Genomic DNA, 20,205 nt, shown 5'->3' with positions numbered 1-20,205 from the left:
TGGGAGTCAAAGCCCCAGGGTGCGGCGCGCTTCGGCTTCGGCCAATGCCAGCGCCTCATCGGCAGTGCGCATCGGACGACCACAGCCACGTCCGGTGATCCGCAGAAACTGCCTGTTGTTGCGGGTCGTAGTCACGCGCAACGCCCCTTTGAACATGTTGCCGGGCGCCGAAAACACACACGCCTCCACGGTCACCGAACCCTTCGTTTGTTTGAATGCCATACATCCTCCAGCCCATTCCAGATTGTTCTCGCGGCGAAACGCCAGCCATTGAATATACGAGCGCGGCCGTAAAGGCCGCGAATGGATTGCAGGAACCGTTATAAAAATTCCGTGAAAATCAGCGCACGCCGACCAGCCGGTAACCCACGCCCGACTCGGTGATGATGTGTTCGGGGTGCGCCGGATCGCGTTCGAGTTTGTGACGCAGATGCCCCATGTAAATCCGCAGATAGTGATGGTTGTCCGTTTGCAACGGGCCCCACACTTCGCCGAGCAGTTGTTGATGCGTCAACACTCGGCCTGGATAACGCACCAGCGCCGCAAGAAGGCGGTATTCAGTTGGGCTGAGATGAACGGTCAGGCTGTCGCGCAGCACCTTGCGCTCGCCGAGGTCGACCGTCACGAGGCCAAACCGGATCTGCGGCGCGCCGGGTCGGCCGCAGGAGGTCTGTCTGCGTAAATGCGCGCGAATCCGCGCGCTAAACTCGGGCAAGCCGAACGGCTTGGTCAGATAGTCATCGGCGCCGGCGTCGAGCGCGGCGACCTTGTCTTCCTCGCGGCTGCGCGCCGACAGCACCACCACCGGCATCGCGGACCAGCAGCGCAACGCCCGGATCACCTCGATGCCGTCCATGTCCGGCAAGCTCAGATCGACCACAACGAGATCCGCCAGCCGTGTTGCCGCGTGGGCCAGGCCTTGCGCCCCGGTCGGCGCTTCGAAGACCGTCATGCCGTCCGCTTCGAGATGCGTCCGGACGAAACGGCGTATGTATTTGTCATCGTCGATCACAACAATTTTGACGGTGGGATCGCTCATGAATGTGCCACGTTGACCGCCCCCTTCGGTATCAATGCATCGGTTTGAGATTGTCGAGCGCAAGGTTGAGCGTCAGCACGTTGACACGCGCTTCGCCGAAAATGCCGAACTGCCGCCCGGAGGTGTGGCGATCCACCAGATCGCGCACCTGATCGACCGGCAGGCCGCGGGCTTGCGCCACCCGTGCCGTCTGATACGCGGCAGCCGCCGGGCTGATCTCGGGGTCGAGTCCGCTGCCCGAAGACGTCACCAGATCCACGGGTATTGGTGCGGACATGTCGTTGCCGGCGGCCTTTAATGCATCGATACGGCCTTTGATTTCGTCGGCGAGTGCGGGATTGGTTGGGCCGAGATTCGAGCCACTCGAGTTCTGCGCGTTGTAGGGCATGGGCGTCGTGGCCGACAGCCGTCCCCAGAAATAGTACGGCGCGTCGAACTGCTGACCGATCAGCGCGGAGCCGGCCACCTTGCCGTTGCTCTCGACAAGACTGCCGTTCGCCTGCCTCGCGAAGGCCGCATGGCCGATTGCGGTCACGACGATCGGATAGACCACCCCGGTGATGACGGTCAGCAGAATGAACAGGACCAGCATCGGACGAATCAGCGTTTTCATGATGTCCACACTCCCGTGGTCAAACCCAGCCGAACACGTTCAGCACCATGTCGATCAGCTTGATGAACGGGAACGGCAGCAGAATCCCGCCCAGCCCATAGATCAGCAGGTTGCGGCGCAACAGCGACGCCGCGCCGAGCGGCCGGTACTTCACACCCTTGAGCGCAAGCGGAATCAGCGCCACGATAATCAGCGCATTGAAAATCACCGCCGACAGAATCGCCGACGACGGCGAACTCAGATGCATCACATCGAGCACACGCAGTTGCGGATAGGTCGTCGCGAACGCGGCTGGAATAATCGCAAAGTACTTGGCGACGTCATTGGCAATCGAGAACGTGGTGAGCGAGCCGCGCGTCATCAGCATCTGCTTGCCGATCTCGACAATTTCGATCAGCTTGGTCGGATTCGAATCGAGGTCGACCATGTTGCCGGCTTCCTTCGCGGCCTGCGTGCCGGTGTTCATCGCCACCGCCACGTCGGCCTGCGCGAGCGCCGGGGCGTCGTTGGTGCCGTCGCCGGTCATCGCCACGAGCCGGCCTTCGGCCTGGTGCGCGCGGATCGTGGTCAGCTTCGCCTCGGGCGTGACCTCGGCGAGGAAATCGTCGACGCCTGCCTCGGCGGCGATCGCTGCCGCCGTCAGACGGTTGTCGCCCGTCACCATGATCGTCTTGATGCCCATCTTGCGCAGTTCGGCAAAGCGCTCCTTGATCCCGCCCTTGACGATATCCTTCAGTTCGATCACGCCCATGACGCGTGCAGCGCCTGCGTCATGGCCCTGCTCCGCCACGACCAGCGGTGTGCTGCCGCGCCGGGCGATCTCGGTGACCGCAGCCGTCACCTCTGCTGGAAAGCGGCCGCCGTGTGCTTCCACGTAATGTTTGATCGCATCCGCTGCGCCTTTGCGAATCTGCCGCTCAGGCGATCCGGAGGACGTCCCCTTGGGAGAAAGATCGACGCCGCTCATGCGCGACTGCGCACTGAAGGCGAGGAAGGTCGCCTGCAACGCATGCATATCGCGTTCGCGAATATTGAAGCGCTGCTTGGCGAGCACGACGATGCTGCGGCCTTCCGGTGTTTCGTCCGCGAGCGAAGCCAGCTGCGCGGCGTCGGCAAGCATCTCTTCCGTGACGCCAGGCGCAGGCGTGAAAGCCGAAGCCTGGCGGTTGCCGAGCGTGATCGTGCCGGTCTTGTCGAGCAGCAGCACGTCCACATCGCCAGCCGCTTCCACCGCGCGGCCCGAAGTAGCAATCACATTGGCCTGCATCATCCGGCTCATGCCCGCCACGCCGATCGCCGACAACAGCCCGCCGATCGTTGTCGGAATCAGGCACACGAGCAGCGCGACGAGCGCGGTGATCGTCACCACGTGTCCCGCTTTCACGGCCTCGACTGCGAACATGGAGAACGGCAGCAACGTAGCGGTCGCGAACAGCAGCACGAGCGTCAGCGCGACGAGCAGGATCGTCAAGGCGATTTCATTCGGCGTTTTTTGCCGCTTCGCGCCTTCGACCATCGCGATCATCCGGTCGAGGAATGCCTCGCCCGGATTCACGCTGACCCGTACGACAATCCAGTCCGACAGCACGCGCGTGCCACCCGTCACGGACGAAAAATCGCCGCCCGACTCGCGAATCACCGGCGCGGATTCGCCGGTGATCGCCGACTCGTCGACCGAAGCGACGCCTTCGATCACCTCGCCGTCCGCCGGAATGACGTCGCCGGTTTCGACCAGCACGACGTCGCCTTTGCGCAGATCGGTTGCCGTCGTGATACGGATCGGCGACTTGGGATGCGCCTCCTGCAGCTTCTTGGCCATCACGTCGCGCTTCGCGCTGCGCAGCGACGCCGCCTGCGCTTTCGAGCGGCCCTCGGCCAGTGCTTCCGCGAAGTTGGCGAACAGCACCGTGAACCACAGCCAGAGCGCGATCGCGAGGATGAAGCCGGCGGGTGCCTCGGCCTGGCCGCCGAGCGCGGCGATCCACAGCACCGTCGTCAGAATGCTGCCGACATAGACGCAGAACATCACCGGATTGCGCAACTGATGGCGCGGCGCAAGCTTCTTGAACGAGTCAACCAGCGCCGGCCTCGCAATGGCCGGGTCGAACATCGAACGCGCGGCATTGCGTGCCTGGCCGATGTTGCCAGGCTGATGAACCGGCGGTTGAATACCGTTAGTCATGCTGTCCTCGCAGTCAATGTCCCGCAACCATCATCAGATGTTCCACGACCGGGCCGAGCGCCAATGCAGGCACATAGGTCAGCGCGCCGACCAGCACCACCGTGCCGAGCAGCAGGACGACGAACAAAGGGCCGTGCGTGGGCAACGTGCCGGCGGTGGCGGATATGCGCTTCTTCGCGGCAAGCGATCCCGCGATGGCCAGCACCGGCACAATCGATCCGAAGCGGCCAAACCACATGACGATGGCCAGCGTCGAGTTGTAGAACGGGGTGTTCACCGACAGGCCGGCGAAAGCGCTGCCGTTGTTGTTGGCGGCCGAACTGTAGGCGTACAGAATTTCCGAAAAGCCGTGCGGTCCGGGATTGGAGATCCCCGCCGTGCCGGACGCCGTCAGCACGCCGATCGAGGCGCCCACCAGAACCAGCAGCGGCGTCAGCAGCACAGCGATCGACACCATCTTCATCTCATACGACTCGATCTTCTTGCCGATGTATTCGGGCGTTCGCCCGATCATCAAGCCGGCTACGAAGACCGCGAGCAACGCGAACACGAGCATGCCGTAGAGCCCCGAACCGACGCCGCCAAAGATCACTTCGCCGAGTTCGATCAGCAAGAGCGGAACGAAGCCGCCCATCGGCGTGAGCGAATCGTGCGTATTGGCGACGGCGCCGCACGAGGCGGAGGTGGTCGCCACGGTGAAAATGCCCGACTGCGCGATGCCGAAGCGGGTTTCCTTGCCTTCCATGTTGCCGCCGGCCTGCAACGCCGATGCGGTTTGATCGACATGCAGCGTCGTAAATAGCGGATTGCCGCTCTGCTCCGACGAAATCTCGCCCCAGCAGCCGATCGCGAAAGCGATCGTCATCGCGGCGAGCACCGCATAGCCCTGACGCTGGTCGCCCACCATCCGCCCGAACACCAGACACAATGCCGCGGGAATGACCAGCATCGCGATCATCTGCACGAAGTTGGCGAACGGCGTCGGATTCTCGAACGGATGCGCGGAGTTGCCGTTGAAAAAGCCACCGCCGTTGGTGCCGAGCATCTTGATCGCTTCCTGCGACGCAGCCGGCCCCATCGCAATGGTCTGCTTGTCGGCCTTGTTGTCCACCATCACCGGATTACCCTTCGCGTCCTTCACGGGATTGCCCTGGGCATCGGTCTTCGGCGTCTGGTACGTTGTGACCTGCAGTGTCGGCACGTCCTGGTACGCTTCGAAGTTCTGAATCACACCCTGACTGACGAAGACGAGTGCGATGACAGTCGCAAGCGGCGCGAGAATATAGAGCGTGATACGCGTCAGATCGACCCAGAAATTGCCGATCGTCGCTGTCGTATGACGTGCAAAACCGCGAATCAATGCGACCACCACCGCAATACCCGTGGCGGCCGACAAGAAGTTTTGCACGGTCAGGGCAGCCATCTGCGTCAGGTAGCTGACGGTCGATTCCGGCGTGTAGTCCTGCCAGTTCGTGTTGGTCACGAAGCTGATCGCCGTGTTGAAGGCCGCGTCCGGCGTCATGGGGCCGAAGCCCTGTGGATTCGCCGGCAACCATTGCTGCAGGCGCAGGAATCCATACACCGCGACCACACCGAGGGTATTGAACAACAGCACGGCCAGCGCGTAGAGCTTCCACGACATTTCAGCGGCGGGGTCCACGCCCGCGAGCCGGTACAGCAAGGTCTCGACCGGCCGCCCGATGCGGCGAACCACGGCCGACGAACCGTCCAGCACAGCCGTCATATAGCGGCTGAGCGGAATGGCGAGCGCGATCAGCACGACCATATACAGGCCGGGCTGAAAGAGATTGTTGAGGTTCATTCGAGGGCCTCCGCGCGCAGCAATGCATACACGAGGTAGGCGAACAGAATCAGCGTCGAGGCCGCCGCGAGCCAGGTCATCCAGGTAGTCATGGACGGCCTCCGGGCGCGCGGTGAAGCTTGTCGCAGCCAATGACGAACGCCGCGACGAGACCGCTGAACACGGCGATTGAGATGAGGTAGAGCAGATCCATGGCTTGGTCTCCCATGACGGACCCCTGCACCCCCAACTCTAGAAAAATGCGTGTAAAAGCAGCGTTAAGACACGCCAGACTTCTGTAAAAAAACAGCTATCAATTCAGGGGGCGTCCACCTCCATAGCGATCAAAGCCGAATTCAGCGATTTGCCAATGCGCATCGCGAGCGTGCGGGCTGTCGTGGACAGTGCCTTCGCACATGCCCGTGTGAATGACGAATCGTCCGGCTTGCAGTCATTGGTTTCCGCCTAATAAATCCCCATCGCGCCTTCAATACTGCGCACCATGGAAACGAGGCGCGGCCCGATGTCCGCCTCCAGCTGGTTTTCCTTGAGCAGGTAAGAAGGCACGCCGCAATTGAACACGAGAATCTCGCCGTCGGCCGATGGCTTCATCGGCACGGCCACGGCGTGCACTTCGCGTCGCAGATCGCCGTACGACACGCAAAAACCGCGCTCGTAGAAGTAGTCGATCGAGCTCATCACGCGCTCGCGAAACGTGTTCCATTCGTTCGGCGCCTTCACCGCAATTTCATTGCACAGCGCCTCGCGCCGCTCGCCCGGCAACGCGGCGAGCAGCGCCCGGCCCATCGCCGTGCGCACGATCGGATAACTCAGCCCGATATCCGCCGGCAAGCCGAGCGGCGTCGAGCTGCGGCTGCTCTCCAGATACACGACATTGAGCCGGTCACGCATACCGAGCGAGACCGACCCGCGAATCTGATCGGCGAGGTCCTTCATGGAAGGCCGCGCAATCTGCCGCACGCTCAGGCTCGCGAGCAGCGGGTAGCCCAGCGACAGGACGGCCGAGCCGAGCTGAAACTTATTGTTCATACGATTGACGCGCAAATAGCCCAGGCGCGTGAGCGTATACGTGAAGCGCGAAATCGTGGCCTTGGTCATGCCGGCGCGCGCCGCCAGTTCGGCATTGCCGAGCTGCGAATCGCGCGGCGTGAAGCAATGCAGGATGTCGAGGCCGCGCGCCAGCGTGGTGGCGAACTGCCGGTCGCCGTCGAATTCGTCCGGCACGTAGCGCGCCTTCGAATCCAGATAGTCGCTCGCCAGCACCGCCGCCTCGGAAAGCTTGTTGGTTGCCATATTGGGTTCCCTCCCGGATGATCCATTTTGCGCTGGATGTTCTGCATATCCAAACTCCATTCTGCAGAGTCGAACAAATCGCGCCACGTCTTCGTAAATATTCGATAGTGAAGTCATAAATCGACTCACATGACGGAGACAAGGATGATCAGCAACACCTCGCATTTCGACTCGATGCTCGCCGGCGTCGCCCGGTTCGTCCGTGAAGAAGCCATGCCACGCGAAAACGAGATCGAGCAGGCCGACGCCGTGCCGGCGGATCTCGTCCAGCGCATGCGTGAACTGGGCTATTTCGGCTGGAGCATTCCGCGCGACTTCGGCGGCGCCGGCCTGTCCACCGAGCAACTCGTGCGCGGCGCATTCGAGCTTTCGCAGGCGTCGGTGGCGTTCCGGGCACGGGTCGGCACCAATACCGGCATCGGTTCGGAAGCGCTCGTCGCGGACGGCACCGACGAACAGAAGCAGCGCTATCTGCCGCGTCTTGCCTCTGGCGAACTGACCGGCGCCTTTGCGCTGACCGAGCCGGACGCAGGGTCGGATGCCACCGCGTTGCGCACCACCGCGCGGCGCGAGGGCGACCACTACGTGCTCGACGGCAGCAAATGCTTCATCACCAATGCGCCGATCGCCGATCTGTTCACGGTCATGGCCCGCACCGATCCCGCCACGCCCGGCGCGGGCGGCATTTCCGCCTTCCTCGTCGAGCGCGGCATGGCGGGTTTGTCCACCAGCGCGCCGTACGACAAGATGGGCCAGACCGGTTCGCCGGTCGGCGACGTGATCTTTGAAGGGTGCCGGGTGCCCGCGGCCAACCTGATTGGCGGCGTCGAAGGACAGGGCTTCCGGACCGCGATGAAAGTGCTGAACAAGCAGCGCATCCATCTGGCCGCGCTGTGCACGGGCCCGGCGATGCGGATGCTCGAAGAAGCCGTCGCTTACACCTCGAAGCGCGAGCAGTTCGGCAAGCCCATCGCGGAGTTTCAGCTCGTGCAGGCGTTGATCGCCGAATGCCAGACCGAAATCTTCGCGGCGCGCTCGATGATTCTCGAGACCGCGCGCAAACGCGATGCTGGCGAGGATGTCGCGCTGGAAGCGTCGATGTGCAAGATGTTCGCCTCCGAAATGTGCGGACGCGTCGCGGACCGCGCGGTCCAGATGCTCGGCGGCCGCGGCTACCTGGCGGGCAATGCGGTGGAGCGCTTTTACCGCGACGTGCGCGCCTTCCGCATTTACGAAGGCACCACGCAGATTCATCAGTTGAACATTGCGAAGATCACGCTGCGGCGCGCGGCCGAGCGGGATCAGGCGCAGCAGAAGGACAGCGTTCAAGCCGACGCTGCGCGTGCCGCATGAAGACCGCCATGAACCTCCCCACGACATCCGCCGGCGCGCTCGACATCGAACGGCTCGTCGAGCCACGCTCGATTGCCATCATCGGCGCCTCGAACGATCCGAAGTCGATCAGCGGCCAGCCCATGCGCTTTCTCATGCAACACGGCTATCAGGGCGTGCTATATCCGGTGAACCCGAAATACGCGGAGATTGCCGGCGTGACCTGCCACGCCAGCATCGCCGCGTTGCCGGACACGCCTGATCTCGCGCTCATCCTCGTGGCGGCGCGCCGCGTGCCGGACATGCTGCGTCAGTGCGGCGAAAAGGGCATCGGCTTCGCCATCGTCTATAGCTCCGGGTTTGCTGAAGCGGGCGCAGCGGGCGCCGCGTTGCAAGAAGAATGCGCGGTAATCGCGAAGGCTTTCGGCATCCGCGTGATCGGCCCGAACTGCCAGGGGTTTGTCAGCACCGGCGTCGGCGTCTACGCCGGCTTCGGCGCCCCGTTCGGCGTCGATTACCGGCGCGGCGGCCTGTCGCTGATTTCGCAAAGCGGCGGCTTCGGCTGCGCCCTGTTGCTGATGGCCGACGAACTCGGCATCGGCTTGCGCCACTTCATCACCACGGGCAACGAGGCCGATGTCAGCCTGCTCGACCTCGTCGATGCCTGTATCGCAGACCCGCAGACATCGCTGATCGCCGCGTATATCGAAGGCCTGAAGGATGCGCGGCGGCTCGTCGACGTCGCCAACCGCGCGCTCGACGCCGGCAAGCCGCTGCTCGCCTGGAAAGTCGGCAACACCGCCGACGGCGCCAAGGCCGCCGCATCGCACACGGCGAATCTGGGCGGCGCCTCGGCGCTCTATCGCACCGCCTTTCGTCAGAGCGGCGTGGTCGAGGTGACCGATGTCGCGGACCTCGGCGATTACGCCAAAGCCTTCGAAGCCAAACGTCTGCCGCGCGGCAACCGGATCGCGGTCGTCACGCTCTCGGGCGGCGCCGGCATTCTGATTACGGATGCATGCGCTGAGCGCGGCATGTCGGTGCCCGCGTTGTCGGCGGCGACCCTCGCGCGCCTCAAACCGATCGTGCCCGCGTTCGCTTCGCTGAACAATCCGGTCGATCTGACCGCCGGCATTCTTGCCGAGCCGAAGATTTTCGCCGACGCGCTGCAGATCATCGCCGACGATCCGAACATCGACGCCATCGCGATCATGGCGGCGGCGGCAAGCGGCGACGTGGCCCTCGCCATGGCCACGGCGATCGTGCGCGTCTATGCGGCCTCCGACAAGCCGATGATGCTCGCCTGGAACGCGCGCCGCGAGATGGCCCGCGAGGCGTACGAGATGATCGAGGCGCACGAGGTGCCGCTATATGCGACACCGGTGCGTTGCGGGCGTGCGTTCGCGGTGCTGTCGGACTATGCGCAGGCGCAGCGCACGCGTGCCGCCGCGCGCGGTACGAAAGCGCATGCATTCGCTGCATACGACGTGAAAGGTGCGCACGCGCTGCTGGCGTCCAGTCAGGGTGATCTGACCGAGCACGCAGCGCAGGCGCTGCTGGGCGCGTACGGAATCGACACGCCTGAAAGCGGGCTTGCAAATACCCGTGACGACGCGTGCGCCATCGCGCGATCGATTGGTTTTCCGGTCGTTATCAAGGTGCAGTCGCCCGATATTCCGCACAAGACGGAAGCTGGCGCGGTGCGCGTAGGCATCAACAATGCAGCGACACTGGCCGGCGCCTTCGACGAAATCATTGCGAATGCGCGCCGCCACCTCCCTCACGCACGAATCGAAGGCGTGCTGGTGCAGGAAGAGATTCGCGACGCGATCGAGCTGATCGTCGGCGTCGAGAACGACGCATCGTTCGGCCCGGCGGTGATGTGCGGCCTCGGCGGCATCTATGCCGAGGTGCTGAAAGACGTGACGTTCCGGCTCGCGCCGGTCTCACATGCCGACGCCCACGCGATGATCCGCGAACTGCGCGCCTTCGCGATGCTCGACGGTGCGCGCGGCAAGCCGCCCGCCGATATCGAGGCGCTGGTAGAGACGATCGTCGCGCTGTCCGCCATGGCGCTCGACCAGCAGGCGAGCCTGAAGGAACTGGATATCAATCCGCTGTTCGTGCTGCCCGCGGGCAGAGGCGTGCGCGCCGGCGACGCGTTGGCGCGTTGCCAGCCGTGCGCCGCCACGCCCATCGACGATAGGCACGATAGGCACGAAAGGCACGAAAGGCAGCATTGCGCTCCCGCCGTGGTAGACGGATAGTGATGCGGTGCCAGACCGCTTTGAGAGCGGGCGTCGCTGCTCGAACGCAATGCGCGTACCTAAACATGTACAGCAACCTGCGCAGCGACGCTCACCGCAGTTGGCATTCTTCGTGAGACCATCATGCATCGCTATCCGCAATCCGGCACCTCGACACCGGGCGAGCTCTCGCCCGTCGAAGTCGAACGCACGTATCGCAAGATCTTTTTCCGGCTGATTCCGTTGCTGTTTCTTTGCTACGTCATCAGCTACATCGACCGCGTCAACATCAGCTTCGCCAAGTTGCAGTTCATGCACGACCTCGGCTTCTCCGAGGCCACTTACGGCCTGGGCGCGGGGCTGTTCTTCATCGGCTACGTACTTTTCGAAGTCCCAAGCAATCTGTGGATGCAGCGTGTCGGCGCACGCCGTACGCTGCTGCGCATCATGTTCGCATGGGGAGTCGTGTCGAGCCTGATGATGTTCGTGCGCACGCCGACGCAGTTCTATGCGATGCGCTTCCTGCTCGGCGTGACCGAAGCCGGCTTCTTTCCCGGCATCATCTTTTACCTGAGCTGCTGGTTTCCGGGCGCGCGGCGCGCCCGCGTCACCGCATTCCTGATGATGGCGACGGCCGTGGCGGGCATCATCGGCGGCCCGATGTCGGGCTTCATCATGACGCGGCTCGCGGGTGTCGGCGGCTTGCCCGGCTGGCAATGGCTGTTCCTTCTGGAAGGCGTGCCCGCCGTGACGCTCGGTCTGGTTGCGTTCCTCACGCTCGGCGACACGCCGGACGACGTGAGCTGGCTCGACGCGCGCGAAAAAGCGCTGGTCTCCCGCGAACTCGCCGCCGACGAAAAGGCCAAGGAAACCGGTCATCTCGACGGACTGCGTGGCGCGCTTGCCAATCCGCGCGTGTATTTCGCGGCGCTCGTCTACTTCGCGGTGATGATGCCGTTCAACGCAATCGGCTTCTGGGCGCCCACCGTGATCCGCGACCTGGGCGTCGCCAACGTGCTGGACGTGGGGCTGCTGTCCGCGCTGGTCTTCATCGCGGCGGCGCTCGGAACCTATATTGTGGGCGCGAGTTCCGACCGGACCATGGAGCGGCGCTGGCACATCGCGGCGAGTGCCTGCGTGACTGCGCTGGCGTTTGCGCTGCTGCCGGCTGCCGGCCACAACGTCGCGCTCGGCGTCGGCCTGCTAGCGTTGGCCGCGGCGGCCTCGTACGGGTCCTTCGTCGTGTTCTGGACGATTCCTCAGACCTTCCTGCCGCGTTCCTCGGCGGCGGGCGGCATCGCGATGATCACGAGCTTGGGCGGCACCGGCGGCTTCGTGAGTCCGGCGTTCGTCGGCTGGGTGAAGACGCAGACCGGCAGCGCGCAATACGGCCTGATCGGACTGGCGGTGGTGTTGCTGGCGGGTGTCGTGTTGATGCTGCTCGTGTTTCCGGCGCCGGGGAAACGAGCCGCGAGCTCGGTGACCAGCGGCAACACGCGGGCGCAGCATGGGCTCGGTCAGACGCCTCATTGAGCAACTCCGGGCGCGACAATCCGTAGGTGGGTTGATTTCCTGGTGGCGGCGCTGGCAATCTAGCGGATCGTGAGGCAGTCGAGCTCACCACGATCGAGGCCACCATGGAATTCCACGACGACACCCTCGAGCATTTCGAAGCGCACGGCGCGGCCCCTCTGCCCGCCGCGACCCACCAGGGCCATGTCGAGCATGAGGGCGCCCGGATCTGGTACGCAACTTACGGGGCCGGCTCGCCGGTGATTCTGCTGCACGGCGGTCTCGGCCATAGCGGCAACTGGGGTTATCAGGTGCCCGCACTGGTCGGCGCGGGGCATTACGTGGTGGTGATCGACAGCCGTGGCCACGGCCGCAGCACCCGCGATGCGCGCCCCTATATGTACGAGTTGATGGCCTCCGACGTCCTGGCCGTGATGGATACGTTGCAACTCGAGCGCGCGGCGCTGGTGGGCTGGAGCGACGGCGCCTGCGTCGCATTGGTGCTGGCGAGCCAAACCCCCAAGCGCGTGGCGGGCGTGTTTTTCTTCGGCTGCAACATGGACCCGAGCGGCACGAAGCCATTTGTGCCGACGCCGGTGATCGATCGCTGCTTTGCAAGGCATGCGCGGGACTACGCGCAACTGTCCGCTACGCCCAAGGAGTTTGACGAGTTCGTCGGCGCGGTCAGCCAGATGATGCGAACCCAGCCCCACTATTCCATTCACGATCTAGCCGGCGTTCGCGTGCCGGTGGCGATCGTGCAAAGCGAGCACGACGAATTCATCAAGCCGGAACACGCCGACTATCTTGCCCGCAGCATTCCTCGCGCGCGGTTGATCCTGCTACCGGGCGTAAGCCATTTCGCCCCGCTGCAACGGCCCGAGCGATTCAACACTGTCATGCTCGCTTTTCTGCGCAGCGTTCTTTCCTGATCCTACCTGCACGCCAGGCGTAGCCGCGCTTCGCTTTGAACGTGGAGCGGCCCCTTCTCGCCCAATCGCCGATATTTCACGATGTGGCATGAACCGTTGCCCTGTAAAAAATCGTGGTGCGTGGCACAAATTCGTCATTTCGCAATGTCGCCCCACGTTGCATATCGTGAAATTAAACTCGTATCTGTTTGTTTTATATGAATATTTTTTAATGAGAAGAACCATCCAACGAGCGCTTGCGCCGCGGTTCGCTGACGTAGACTCTTTTACATGAGTCGGCGCTTCATGCAGTCGGGCTGAGTTGGACGGGATGAAACGCGGTTTGAGACTGTCCCACGCCCACGCGGGAAGCCGTCACGGCACTGCGGTTTTTAAATGGCAATTGGGAGACTAAAAATGAAAGGCTTTCGCTTTGGCTCGACCCAGGGAGCGTTCTACATTTTGCCGGGACAGGATGGTTGGGAAGCAACCTATGGCAACGAAACGCTCGGTGAGTTTTCCAGCCCGCAACAGGCGGCTGACGACCTCGCGCGCGGCCTGACCTGCCCGCAGCTGTCCGAAGTCGACACCTCGACGCTCGAAATTCCCGAAAAACTCAGCGACTGGGAAATCGTTCACGTTTGAGGGCAAGTATGGCCGCCCACGTGCAGGTACAAGCGACGATGGCGCTCCTGAAGAGCGCCATCGTCATGTTTACCGCTTACTGCTTCAGTGCTTTACGCGACAGCGTCCACGATCTTGTTCAACGTCGCGCTCGGGCGCATGGCCTTGCTCGTCAGCTCGACGCTCGGACGATAGTAGCCGCCGATCTCGACCGGCTTGCCTTGCGCCGCAGCCAGTTCTTCGAGAATCTTCGCTTCGTTGTCGATCATCGCCTTTGCCACGCCCGCGAACTGCGTCTGCAGCGCCGCGTCTTCGGTTTGCGCGGCCAGTGCTTCCGCCCAGTACATCGCCAGGTAGAAATGGCTGCCGCGGTTGTCGATACCGCCAACCTTGCGCGCCGGTGACTTGTCGTTGTCGAGGAATTTGCCGGTTGCCTGATCCAGCGTTTTCGCCAGAACCTGCGCCTTCGGGTTGTGATACGCATTGCTCAGATGTTCGAGCGACGCGGCCAGCGCCAGGAATTCACCCAGCGAATCCCAACGCAGGAAGCCTTCTTCAACGAGTTGCTGAACGTGCTTCGGTGCCGAACCGCCGGCGCCGGTTTCGAACATGCCGCCACCTGCCATCAGCGGGACGATCGACAGCATCTTCGCGCTGGTGCCCAGTTCCATGATCGGGAACAGGTCGGTGAGGTAGTCGCGCAGCACGTTGCCGGTGACCGAGATTGTGTCCTTGCCGGCGCGGATGCGTTCGATCGAGAACTTCGTTGCATCGACCGGCGTCATGACGCGGATATCCAGACCGCTGGTGTCGTGGTCCTTCAGGTATTGCCCGACCTTCTTGATGATCTGCGCGTCGTGCGCGCGTGCCGCGTCCAGCCAGAAAATCGCCGGCGTGCTGGTGGCGCGTGCGCGGTTGACCGCGAGCTTGACCCAATCCTGAACCGGCGCGTCCTTGGTCTGGCACATGCGCCAGATGTCGCCGGCTTCAACCGCCTGCTCGATCAGCACCGTACCGGCTGCGTCGGTCACGCGAACTACGCCGTTTGCCGGGATCTGGAACGTCTTGTCGTGTGAACCGTATTCTTCAGCGGCTTGCGCCATCAGACCGACGTTGGGCACCGTGCCCATCGTGACCGGGTCGAACGCGCCGTGTTTCTTGCAGTCTTCAATCACGGCCTGGTAGACATCGGCGTAGCAGCGGTCCGGAATCACGGCCTTGGCGTCGTGCAGCGCGCCGTCCGCGCCCCACATCTTGCCCGACTCGCGAATCATGGCCGGCATCGAGGCATCGACGATCACGTCGCTCGGCACGTGCAGGCTGGTGATGCCCTTGTCCGAGTTGACCATGGCCAGTTGCGGGCGTTGCTCGTATTGCGCCTTGATGTCCGCTTCGATTGCTTCACGCGTTTGCTCAGGCAGGTCCTTCAGACGCGCGTACAGATCGCCGATGCCGTTGTTCGGGTTGAAGCCCACTTGCGCCAGCGCGTCAGCGTGCTTCGTCAGCACGTCTTTGTAGAACACCGACACCACGTGACCGAAGATGATCGGATCCGACACCTTCATCATGGTGGCTTTCAGGTGCACCGAGAACAGCACGCCCTTGCTTTTCGCGTCGGCGATTTCGGCTTCAATGAAGCTGCGCAGCGCATTCTTGGAGAGCACCGAAGCGTCGATGATCTCGCCCGCCTGCACGGCCGTCTTTTCCTTCAGGACCGTCTTCGAGCCGTCAGCGGCCGTCAGTTCGATCTTCACGCTGCCCGCCGCGGCGATCCGCGCGGATTTTTCGCTGCCGTAGAAATCGCCGCCGCTCATGTGCGCCACGTGCGACTTCGAGTCCGCACTCCATGCGCCCATCTTGTGCGGGTGCTTGCGAGCGTAGTTCTTCACCGACAACGGCGCGCGGCGGTCCGAATTACCTTCGCGCAGCACCGGGTTCACCGCGCTGCCCTTGATCTTGTCGTAGCGAGCCTTGACATCTTTTTCCGTGTCGGTTGTGGCGACGTCCGGATAGGCCGGCAGCTTGTAGCCCTGGTCGCGCAGTTCCGTGATCGCGGCCTTCAGTTGCGGCACCGAAGCGCTGATGTTCGGCAGCTTGACGATGTTCGCTTCCGGACGCGTTGTGAGTCCACCCAGTTCCGCCAGATCGTCGGAACCCTTCTGTTCCGCGGTCAGATAATCCGGAAATGCAGCGATGATCCGGCCAGCAAGCGAGATATCGCGCGTTTCAACCAGCACGTTGGACGAGCGCGTGAAAGCCTTGACGATCGGGAGCAGCGAGTACGTCGCCAGAGCAGGCGCTTCGTCGGTCAGGGTGTAGATGATCTTGGGCGATGTGGACATGTTTAAGGCTTTGCTTGGTGAATGAGGGACAGAGCGTTGGTAGCGCTGAGCCGACGAGTTGCAATGTAGCAACGTAAATGCAGCGCGATACGCGGCACCACTTTTTACGGCCCGACCGAGAGTATAGGCGCGTTTTCGCCTACTCGCTGCCGAACAAACATATGCCAGCGCCGTCCCGAACAGGGTCGAGCCCCGCCAGATAAGGCTTACAGGCGATTCACCTATGTCTTTGGATAGATGTCTTATAGATGACTCACCCAACTAAAATAGATTTGTTAATGCGAATCAGATGCATTATCATCTGTAAGCTTTGATTTTCACCGTCCGTTTAACAACCATTCGCTCGAACGACGCTGGCCTGCGCACATCTGGTGCGTGGCGGTGCCATCGCGCCCAATTCAAACAACATGCAGACTTTATTTGTCGCCGGCCGACCGGCGCTTGTGCGCGGCCAACGCCGTCATCGCCCGCTCCTTAACGCGGGGCTTTTCGCCAGCGTCGGTCTGACGCTTTCCACTCTGTCAACCACCGGATGGGCGCAGGCCGCGGCAAGCGAGGCTGCCGCCACCTTGCCGGCCGTGAGCGTCTCGGCGTCGAAAGACACCACCGTGGCGCAGGCCGACACCGTCAGCGCAGGCGCGCTGGGTTCGCGCAAGCAGGTGGACACGCCGTTCTCGACCCATGTCGTGACGAGCGAAGAAGGTAAGGATCTGTTCGCGACGACCTCCAACGATCTGTTCAAGTACGATCCGGCCGTGTCGGTCACCAGCAACAACGCGATCAGCGAAAACTCCATGTTCACCGTGCGCGGCATGCCGATCGACACGCTGAACAGCATCAAGGTGGACGGCCAGACCTTCCCGTCGTGGGATACCGACCTCCCGCTCGAACCGTTCGAGCAGGTCGAATTGCTCAAGGGCCTGTCCGGCTTCATGTACGGCTTCGGCGCGCCGGGCGGCATCGTCAACTACGTGTTGAAAAGACCCACCGACACGCCGTACCGCAGCGTCACGGTCGGCTACCAGTCGGCCGGCGTGTTCACCGAGGCCGTCGATCTGGGCGGCCGTTTTGGCAATGACAATCGTTTCGGCTATCGCCTGAATCTCGTCAACGAAGACGGCAACACCGCCGAGGATCACGGTCATGTGCGCCGCCAGGTGGCGTCGCTCGCGTTCGACTTCCGCATTACGCCGGACCTGACGTGGAGCGCCGACGCGTTCTACCAGAAGCGCAAAACCAACGGCACGCTATTTGGCCTGATGTTCGGCGGCGGCCTCGGCATTCCCGACGCGAGCACCGTCACCCACGCGTTGACGCAACCGCAGAATTACTACCAGACCGAAATGGCCTCGTTCGGCACGGGCCTCGATTACCGCCTCTCCGAAAACTGGCATGCGAGCCTGAAGTACCGCTTCGCCAAGGAGAACCGCACCAACTCGGACAGCTTCCTGTTCGTGTCCGATGACGCCGGCAACTACTCGAACACCCTCTATGCGGCGATGACGCGTTACTTCTATCAGAACGTCGACGCGATGGTGCAGGGCAAGTTCAACACGGGCAGCATCACGCACGACGTGGTGGTGGGCGCGGGCTTCCAGTCGCAAACGAGTGAATACAGCAACAGCCAGGGTTGGAACGAGGGCTTCTTCCTCGGCAATGGCAACCTGTACGCCACCACCTTGCTGACCAACGACGAAGTCAGCATCGGCTCCGACCTGTACCGTCAGCAGCGCACCACGCAGGCCGCCGTGTACGCAAGCGACACGGTGCAGTTCACGTCGCGCCTGTCCGCGCTGGTTGGCGTGCGTTATACGCAGTATCGCCAGAACGTTTATGACACGACGGGTGCGGTGTCGACGCAATACAGCGCGGATCCGGTGACGCCGACGTTCGCGCTGATGTACAAGACCGACCCTTACTCGACGGTGTACGCAAGCTATGTCCAATCGCTGGAACAGGGCGGCGCGGCGTCGAACACCAACCTGAACTATCCGGCTACGTTTGGCCCGCTGAGGAGCAAGCAGTATGAAATCGGCTTCAAGTCGGACCATAGCAAGTGGGGCGCCAATCTTGCGTTGTTCCGCGTCGACCAGGGTTACAACTATACGAACACCGCCAACATATTCGTGCAGGACGGCACCAAGCGTTTTACCGGTATCGATGCAAGTGGCTGGCTCGCGTTGACCAGCGAATGGCGCGTGATGGGTGGCGTGATGTGGCTCGACACAAAGGCGGTCGATATCGATGATCCGTCGATTGAAGGCAAGCGTGTGTTTGGGGCGCCGCGGTTTACCTTCACGGGGCGTGTCGAATACAACCCGTCGTATTTGCGCCCGCTGACACTGGCGTTTGGTGGGAAGTATGTGGGTAATCAGGCGGTGGATGCGGCTAACTCGCAGTTCGTGCCTGCTTATACCACCTTCGATTTGAGCGGGCGGTATGAGGCGAAGATTGCCGGGAAGGATGTGACCCTTCGGGCTGGGGTTAATAATCTGTTCAACCGAAGGTACTGGACCACTGCATGGGGTTCGTTTGTGTCGCCTTCGCCGACGCGGACTGCTGTGGCTAGCGCTACTATGCTGTTTTGATGCGCTGATGCGCGGGGGGTTTTTGCCGTTGGCTGTGATGGGTGTTGGTTTACCTGCGGTGGTGGCCCTTTCTTGATCTGTTTTTGCCTTTGGCGGCGGCATTTTCTTGTGCCTGCGGCGTTGGCCTTTCCTTGCATTCTTATTGGTTTATTAGCGTTCCCCCTGTGCGGGGGGGCACCTACTTTTCTTTGCCCACCAAGTGGACTTCCTTCGGGGCGCGGCCGCAAAGAAAAGTAGGCAAAAGAAAGCGGCTCACACCGCCAATTCTTAAGCGGCTCCCCTGGCTTGGAGGGGCTCGTGGCCCCGTAGAGACTGGGCCCGCGCACCCTCCCGCCTGAGTGACCAGGCCGTCATGCTTCCGGCGGCGCTGCGCGCGCCGATGCGGTACTTCACAAAACCACCAGTGTTTTTCGGCGCCTCGCCGAGGCGAAGCCGATGGCCCCCACCGCGCACAAACGAAGCGCCTGGTTTCCGTGGTGGACCCAACCGCGACGCACGTAGTGCGGAGTGGGAGCGGATGACGGCTGTGTCACAGGCGGTTGCGGACCGAGGTGTGATCCGTTAATCGGACCACCAGCCCCTCCAAGCCAGGAGACCCACTTAAATGTTGGCGGTGTGAGCCGCTTTCTTTTGCCTACTTTTCTTTGCGGCCGGCAAAGAAAAGTAGGTGCCTGCCCCGCACAGGGGCGACGCTAATAGACCAATAAGAATGCAAGGAAAGGCCAACGCCGCAGGCACAAGGACATGCCGCCGCCAAAGGCAAAAAAAAATCAAACTTCAACCTTCACATTGTGCCCCGCCATCATGGCAAGTCCTTCTTGCATTGCAGGGAACAAGCTACGATTAAAATTATTCCACCGCAATTCAAGAATCGTATCGTCCTTATCGATCTCGGTGTTCAACACGTCATGAATCACTTCCCCCGAATCGATGCCGTTATCAACATAATGAAACGACGCCCCGGTTAGAAAAACCGGCTCAACCCCGATAGTCTCCATCGTCTTCCAGTTCACCACCTTCTGCCCGCGCGCGCCATACAGCGCATCAAGCGTCGCATAAGCACCACGCCGCTCATACGGCGACTCACTCCGCGTTACACCCGGATGAATGTTGACGATCTTGCTATCGAACATCGCCCCCGGCCGGACCAGCTCGTCAAGAATAATCAGCAGTCCATCCAGCACAACAAGATCAGCCTTCAGCTCAATCAGCGTATCGAGCAAGTGCTTCTCAAAGCGGCTCTTGCCCGCCACACGCTCCACCGCGCCAAGCGGCTCACGCCGATAGGTCGACGGAATCGCCAGTAACAGATCGTTGACGGCCTTGCCCTGCACGCGCAGATTCGGCAGATAGAACCAGCGTTTGCCCGGCTCGTACGAGAATCCATATTCCTTCAGCTTCTCGCGGTCTATCGCGGAACCCGCGTCGTCGTCGTAGATCACTTTTTCCAGCGAATACAGATCGCCAAGCCCGGTTTCGTTGAGCGCTTCGACCAGTGATTCAAGCACCGACTTCATATAACGCGTGCCACCCTTGTACGCGATATCCTGCCCGGCGTTGTCGGCGGCCGCGTTTCTCAAGGACCAGATGTAGACGAGTTTTTTCTTCGGCATAGTCAGTTCGATTCAGTGTTGATAGAGGGAGGCCGGAACAGCAGGAGCAGTATTCAGGCGGCGGCCTCGATGCAAACCTGGCCACCCG

The 20,205-nt window shown here is 62.2% G+C and carries 15 protein-coding genes; 6 read left to right on the top strand and 9 right to left on the bottom strand.

What is annotated here, in order from left to right; genetic code table 11:
- Positions 1-6 precede the first annotated feature (6 nt).
- The 7 genes from PQR27_RS35380 to PQR27_RS35350 form a co-directional block, all read right to left on the bottom strand.
- Complete coding sequence (locus PQR27_RS35380; RefSeq protein WP_408528173.1) at positions 7-222, bottom strand: hypothetical protein; 216 nt, start codon at positions 220-222, stop codon at positions 7-9.
- 118 nt (positions 223-340) lie between these two features.
- The gene (locus PQR27_RS35375) at positions 341-1,039 is read right to left on the bottom strand and encodes a response regulator (RefSeq protein WP_408528172.1); all 699 of its coding nucleotides are present in this window, start codon (positions 1,037-1,039) and stop codon (positions 341-343) included.
- Positions 1,040-1,070: 31 nt separating this feature from the next.
- Entirely contained in the window at positions 1,071-1,652 is a 582-nt protein-coding gene (gene kdpC / locus PQR27_RS35370) for a potassium-transporting ATPase subunit KdpC (RefSeq protein ID WP_408528171.1), read from the bottom strand.
- Between the two features lie 19 nt (positions 1,653-1,671).
- The gene (kdpB, locus tag PQR27_RS35365) at positions 1,672-3,834 is read right to left on the bottom strand and encodes a potassium-transporting ATPase subunit KdpB (protein WP_408528170.1); all 2,163 of its coding nucleotides are present in this window, start codon (positions 3,832-3,834) and stop codon (positions 1,672-1,674) included.
- A 13-nt stretch (positions 3,835-3,847) separates the two neighbouring features.
- Positions 3,848-5,656, bottom strand: a complete 1,809-nt coding sequence (gene kdpA, locus PQR27_RS35360; protein WP_408528169.1) for a potassium-transporting ATPase subunit KdpA — start codon at positions 5,654-5,656, stop codon at positions 3,848-3,850.
- Positions 5,653-5,748, bottom strand: coding sequence for a K(+)-transporting ATPase subunit F (gene kdpF, locus PQR27_RS35355; protein WP_028193906.1), 96 nt, complete (start codon positions 5,746-5,748; stop codon positions 5,653-5,655). Before kdpF ends, kdpA begins: the two co-directional genes overlap by 4 nt.
- 352 nt (positions 5,749-6,100) lie before the next feature.
- On the bottom strand, positions 6,101-6,949 hold the full coding sequence (locus tag PQR27_RS35350; protein ID WP_408528168.1) for an IclR family transcriptional regulator: 849 nt from the start codon (positions 6,947-6,949) through the stop codon (positions 6,101-6,103).
- A 144-nt stretch (positions 6,950-7,093) separates the two neighbouring features.
- Between PQR27_RS35350 and PQR27_RS35345 the strand changes: the two genes are divergently transcribed.
- From PQR27_RS35345 to PQR27_RS35325, 5 genes are all read left to right on the top strand, one after another.
- Positions 7,094-8,302 (top strand): acyl-CoA dehydrogenase family protein, encoded by a 1,209-nt coding sequence (locus PQR27_RS35345; protein ID WP_408528167.1) that lies wholly within the window; start codon positions 7,094-7,096, stop codon positions 8,300-8,302.
- Between the two features lie 8 nt (positions 8,303-8,310).
- Positions 8,311-10,548: an acetate--CoA ligase family protein gene (locus tag PQR27_RS35340; RefSeq protein WP_408528166.1), complete on the top strand. Its 2,238-nt coding sequence runs from the start codon at positions 8,311-8,313 to the stop codon at positions 10,546-10,548.
- 123 nt (positions 10,549-10,671) lie between these two features.
- Positions 10,672-12,060: an MFS transporter gene (locus tag PQR27_RS35335; RefSeq protein WP_408528165.1), complete on the top strand. Its 1,389-nt coding sequence runs from the start codon at positions 10,672-10,674 to the stop codon at positions 12,058-12,060.
- A 104-nt stretch (positions 12,061-12,164) separates the two neighbouring features.
- Positions 12,165-12,971, top strand: coding sequence for an alpha/beta fold hydrolase (locus PQR27_RS35330; protein WP_408528164.1), 807 nt, complete (start codon positions 12,165-12,167; stop codon positions 12,969-12,971).
- A 396-nt stretch (positions 12,972-13,367) separates the two neighbouring features.
- A complete protein-coding gene (locus PQR27_RS35325; RefSeq protein ID WP_408528163.1) occupies positions 13,368-13,595 on the top strand; it encodes a hypothetical protein in 228 nt (75 codons plus the stop codon).
- Positions 13,596-13,687: 92 nt separating this feature from the next.
- Here PQR27_RS35325 and PQR27_RS35320 read toward each other — a convergent pair whose 3' ends face one another.
- Positions 13,688-15,916 (bottom strand): NADP-dependent isocitrate dehydrogenase, encoded by a 2,229-nt coding sequence (locus tag PQR27_RS35320; RefSeq protein WP_408528162.1) that lies wholly within the window; start codon positions 15,914-15,916, stop codon positions 13,688-13,690.
- Positions 15,917-16,323: 407 nt separating this feature from the next.
- On the opposite strand from PQR27_RS35320, the gene PQR27_RS35315 reads away from it, so the two are divergent.
- The gene (locus tag PQR27_RS35315; protein ID WP_408528161.1) at positions 16,324-18,504 is read left to right on the top strand and encodes a TonB-dependent siderophore receptor; all 2,181 of its coding nucleotides are present in this window, start codon (positions 16,324-16,326) and stop codon (positions 18,502-18,504) included.
- A gap of 770 nt (positions 18,505-19,274) precedes the next feature.
- Here the strand turns inward: PQR27_RS35315 and PQR27_RS35310 are convergent.
- Positions 19,275-20,117 (bottom strand): formyltransferase family protein, encoded by an 843-nt coding sequence (locus PQR27_RS35310; RefSeq protein ID WP_408528160.1) that lies wholly within the window; start codon positions 20,115-20,117, stop codon positions 19,275-19,277.
- Positions 20,118-20,205 lie beyond the last annotated feature (88 nt).

This window comes from Paraburkholderia fungorum (assembly GCF_046027215.1).
GTDB classification, from domain to species: domain Bacteria; phylum Pseudomonadota; class Gammaproteobacteria; order Burkholderiales; family Burkholderiaceae; genus Paraburkholderia; species Paraburkholderia fungorum_D.
The sequence above is the reverse complement of the archived record's forward strand: the minus strand, read 5'-3'. Positions and strand labels throughout refer to the sequence as shown.

Excerpts from the sequence above, each read along its gene's own strand:
- kdpF (WP_028193906.1), bottom strand. The coding sequence starts at position 5,748 with ATGACTACCTGGATGACCTGGCTCGCGGCGGCCTCGACGCTGATTCTG.
- PQR27_RS35310 (WP_408528160.1), bottom strand. The coding sequence starts at position 20,117 with ATGCCGAAGAAAAAACTCGTCTACATCTGGTCCTTGAGAAACGCGGCC.
- PQR27_RS35380 (WP_408528173.1), bottom strand. The coding sequence starts at position 222 with ATGGCATTCAAACAAACGAAGGGTTCGGTGACCGTGGAGGCGTGTGTG.
- PQR27_RS35345 (WP_408528167.1), top strand. The coding sequence starts at position 7,094 with ATGATCAGCAACACCTCGCATTTCGACTCGATGCTCGCCGGCGTCGCC.
- PQR27_RS35315 (WP_408528161.1), top strand. The coding sequence starts at position 16,324 with ATGCAGACTTTATTTGTCGCCGGCCGACCGGCGCTTGTGCGCGGCCAA.
- PQR27_RS35320 (WP_408528162.1), bottom strand. The coding sequence starts at position 15,916 with ATGTCCACATCGCCCAAGATCATCTACACCCTGACCGACGAAGCGCCT.
- PQR27_RS35350 (WP_408528168.1), bottom strand. The coding sequence starts at position 6,949 with ATGGCAACCAACAAGCTTTCCGAGGCGGCGGTGCTGGCGAGCGACTAT.
- kdpA (WP_408528169.1), bottom strand. The coding sequence starts at position 5,656 with ATGAACCTCAACAATCTCTTTCAGCCCGGCCTGTATATGGTCGTGCTG.
- kdpC (WP_408528171.1), bottom strand. The coding sequence starts at position 1,652 with ATGAAAACGCTGATTCGTCCGATGCTGGTCCTGTTCATTCTGCTGACC.
- PQR27_RS35335 (WP_408528165.1), top strand. The coding sequence starts at position 10,672 with ATGCATCGCTATCCGCAATCCGGCACCTCGACACCGGGCGAGCTCTCG.
- PQR27_RS35325 (WP_408528163.1), top strand. The coding sequence starts at position 13,368 with ATGAAAGGCTTTCGCTTTGGCTCGACCCAGGGAGCGTTCTACATTTTG.
- kdpB (WP_408528170.1), bottom strand. The coding sequence starts at position 3,834 with ATGACTAACGGTATTCAACCGCCGGTTCATCAGCCTGGCAACATCGGC.
- PQR27_RS35375 (WP_408528172.1), bottom strand. The coding sequence starts at position 1,039 with ATGAGCGATCCCACCGTCAAAATTGTTGTGATCGACGATGACAAATAC.
- PQR27_RS35340 (WP_408528166.1), top strand. The coding sequence starts at position 8,311 with ATGAACCTCCCCACGACATCCGCCGGCGCGCTCGACATCGAACGGCTC.
- PQR27_RS35330 (WP_408528164.1), top strand. The coding sequence starts at position 12,165 with ATGGAATTCCACGACGACACCCTCGAGCATTTCGAAGCGCACGGCGCG.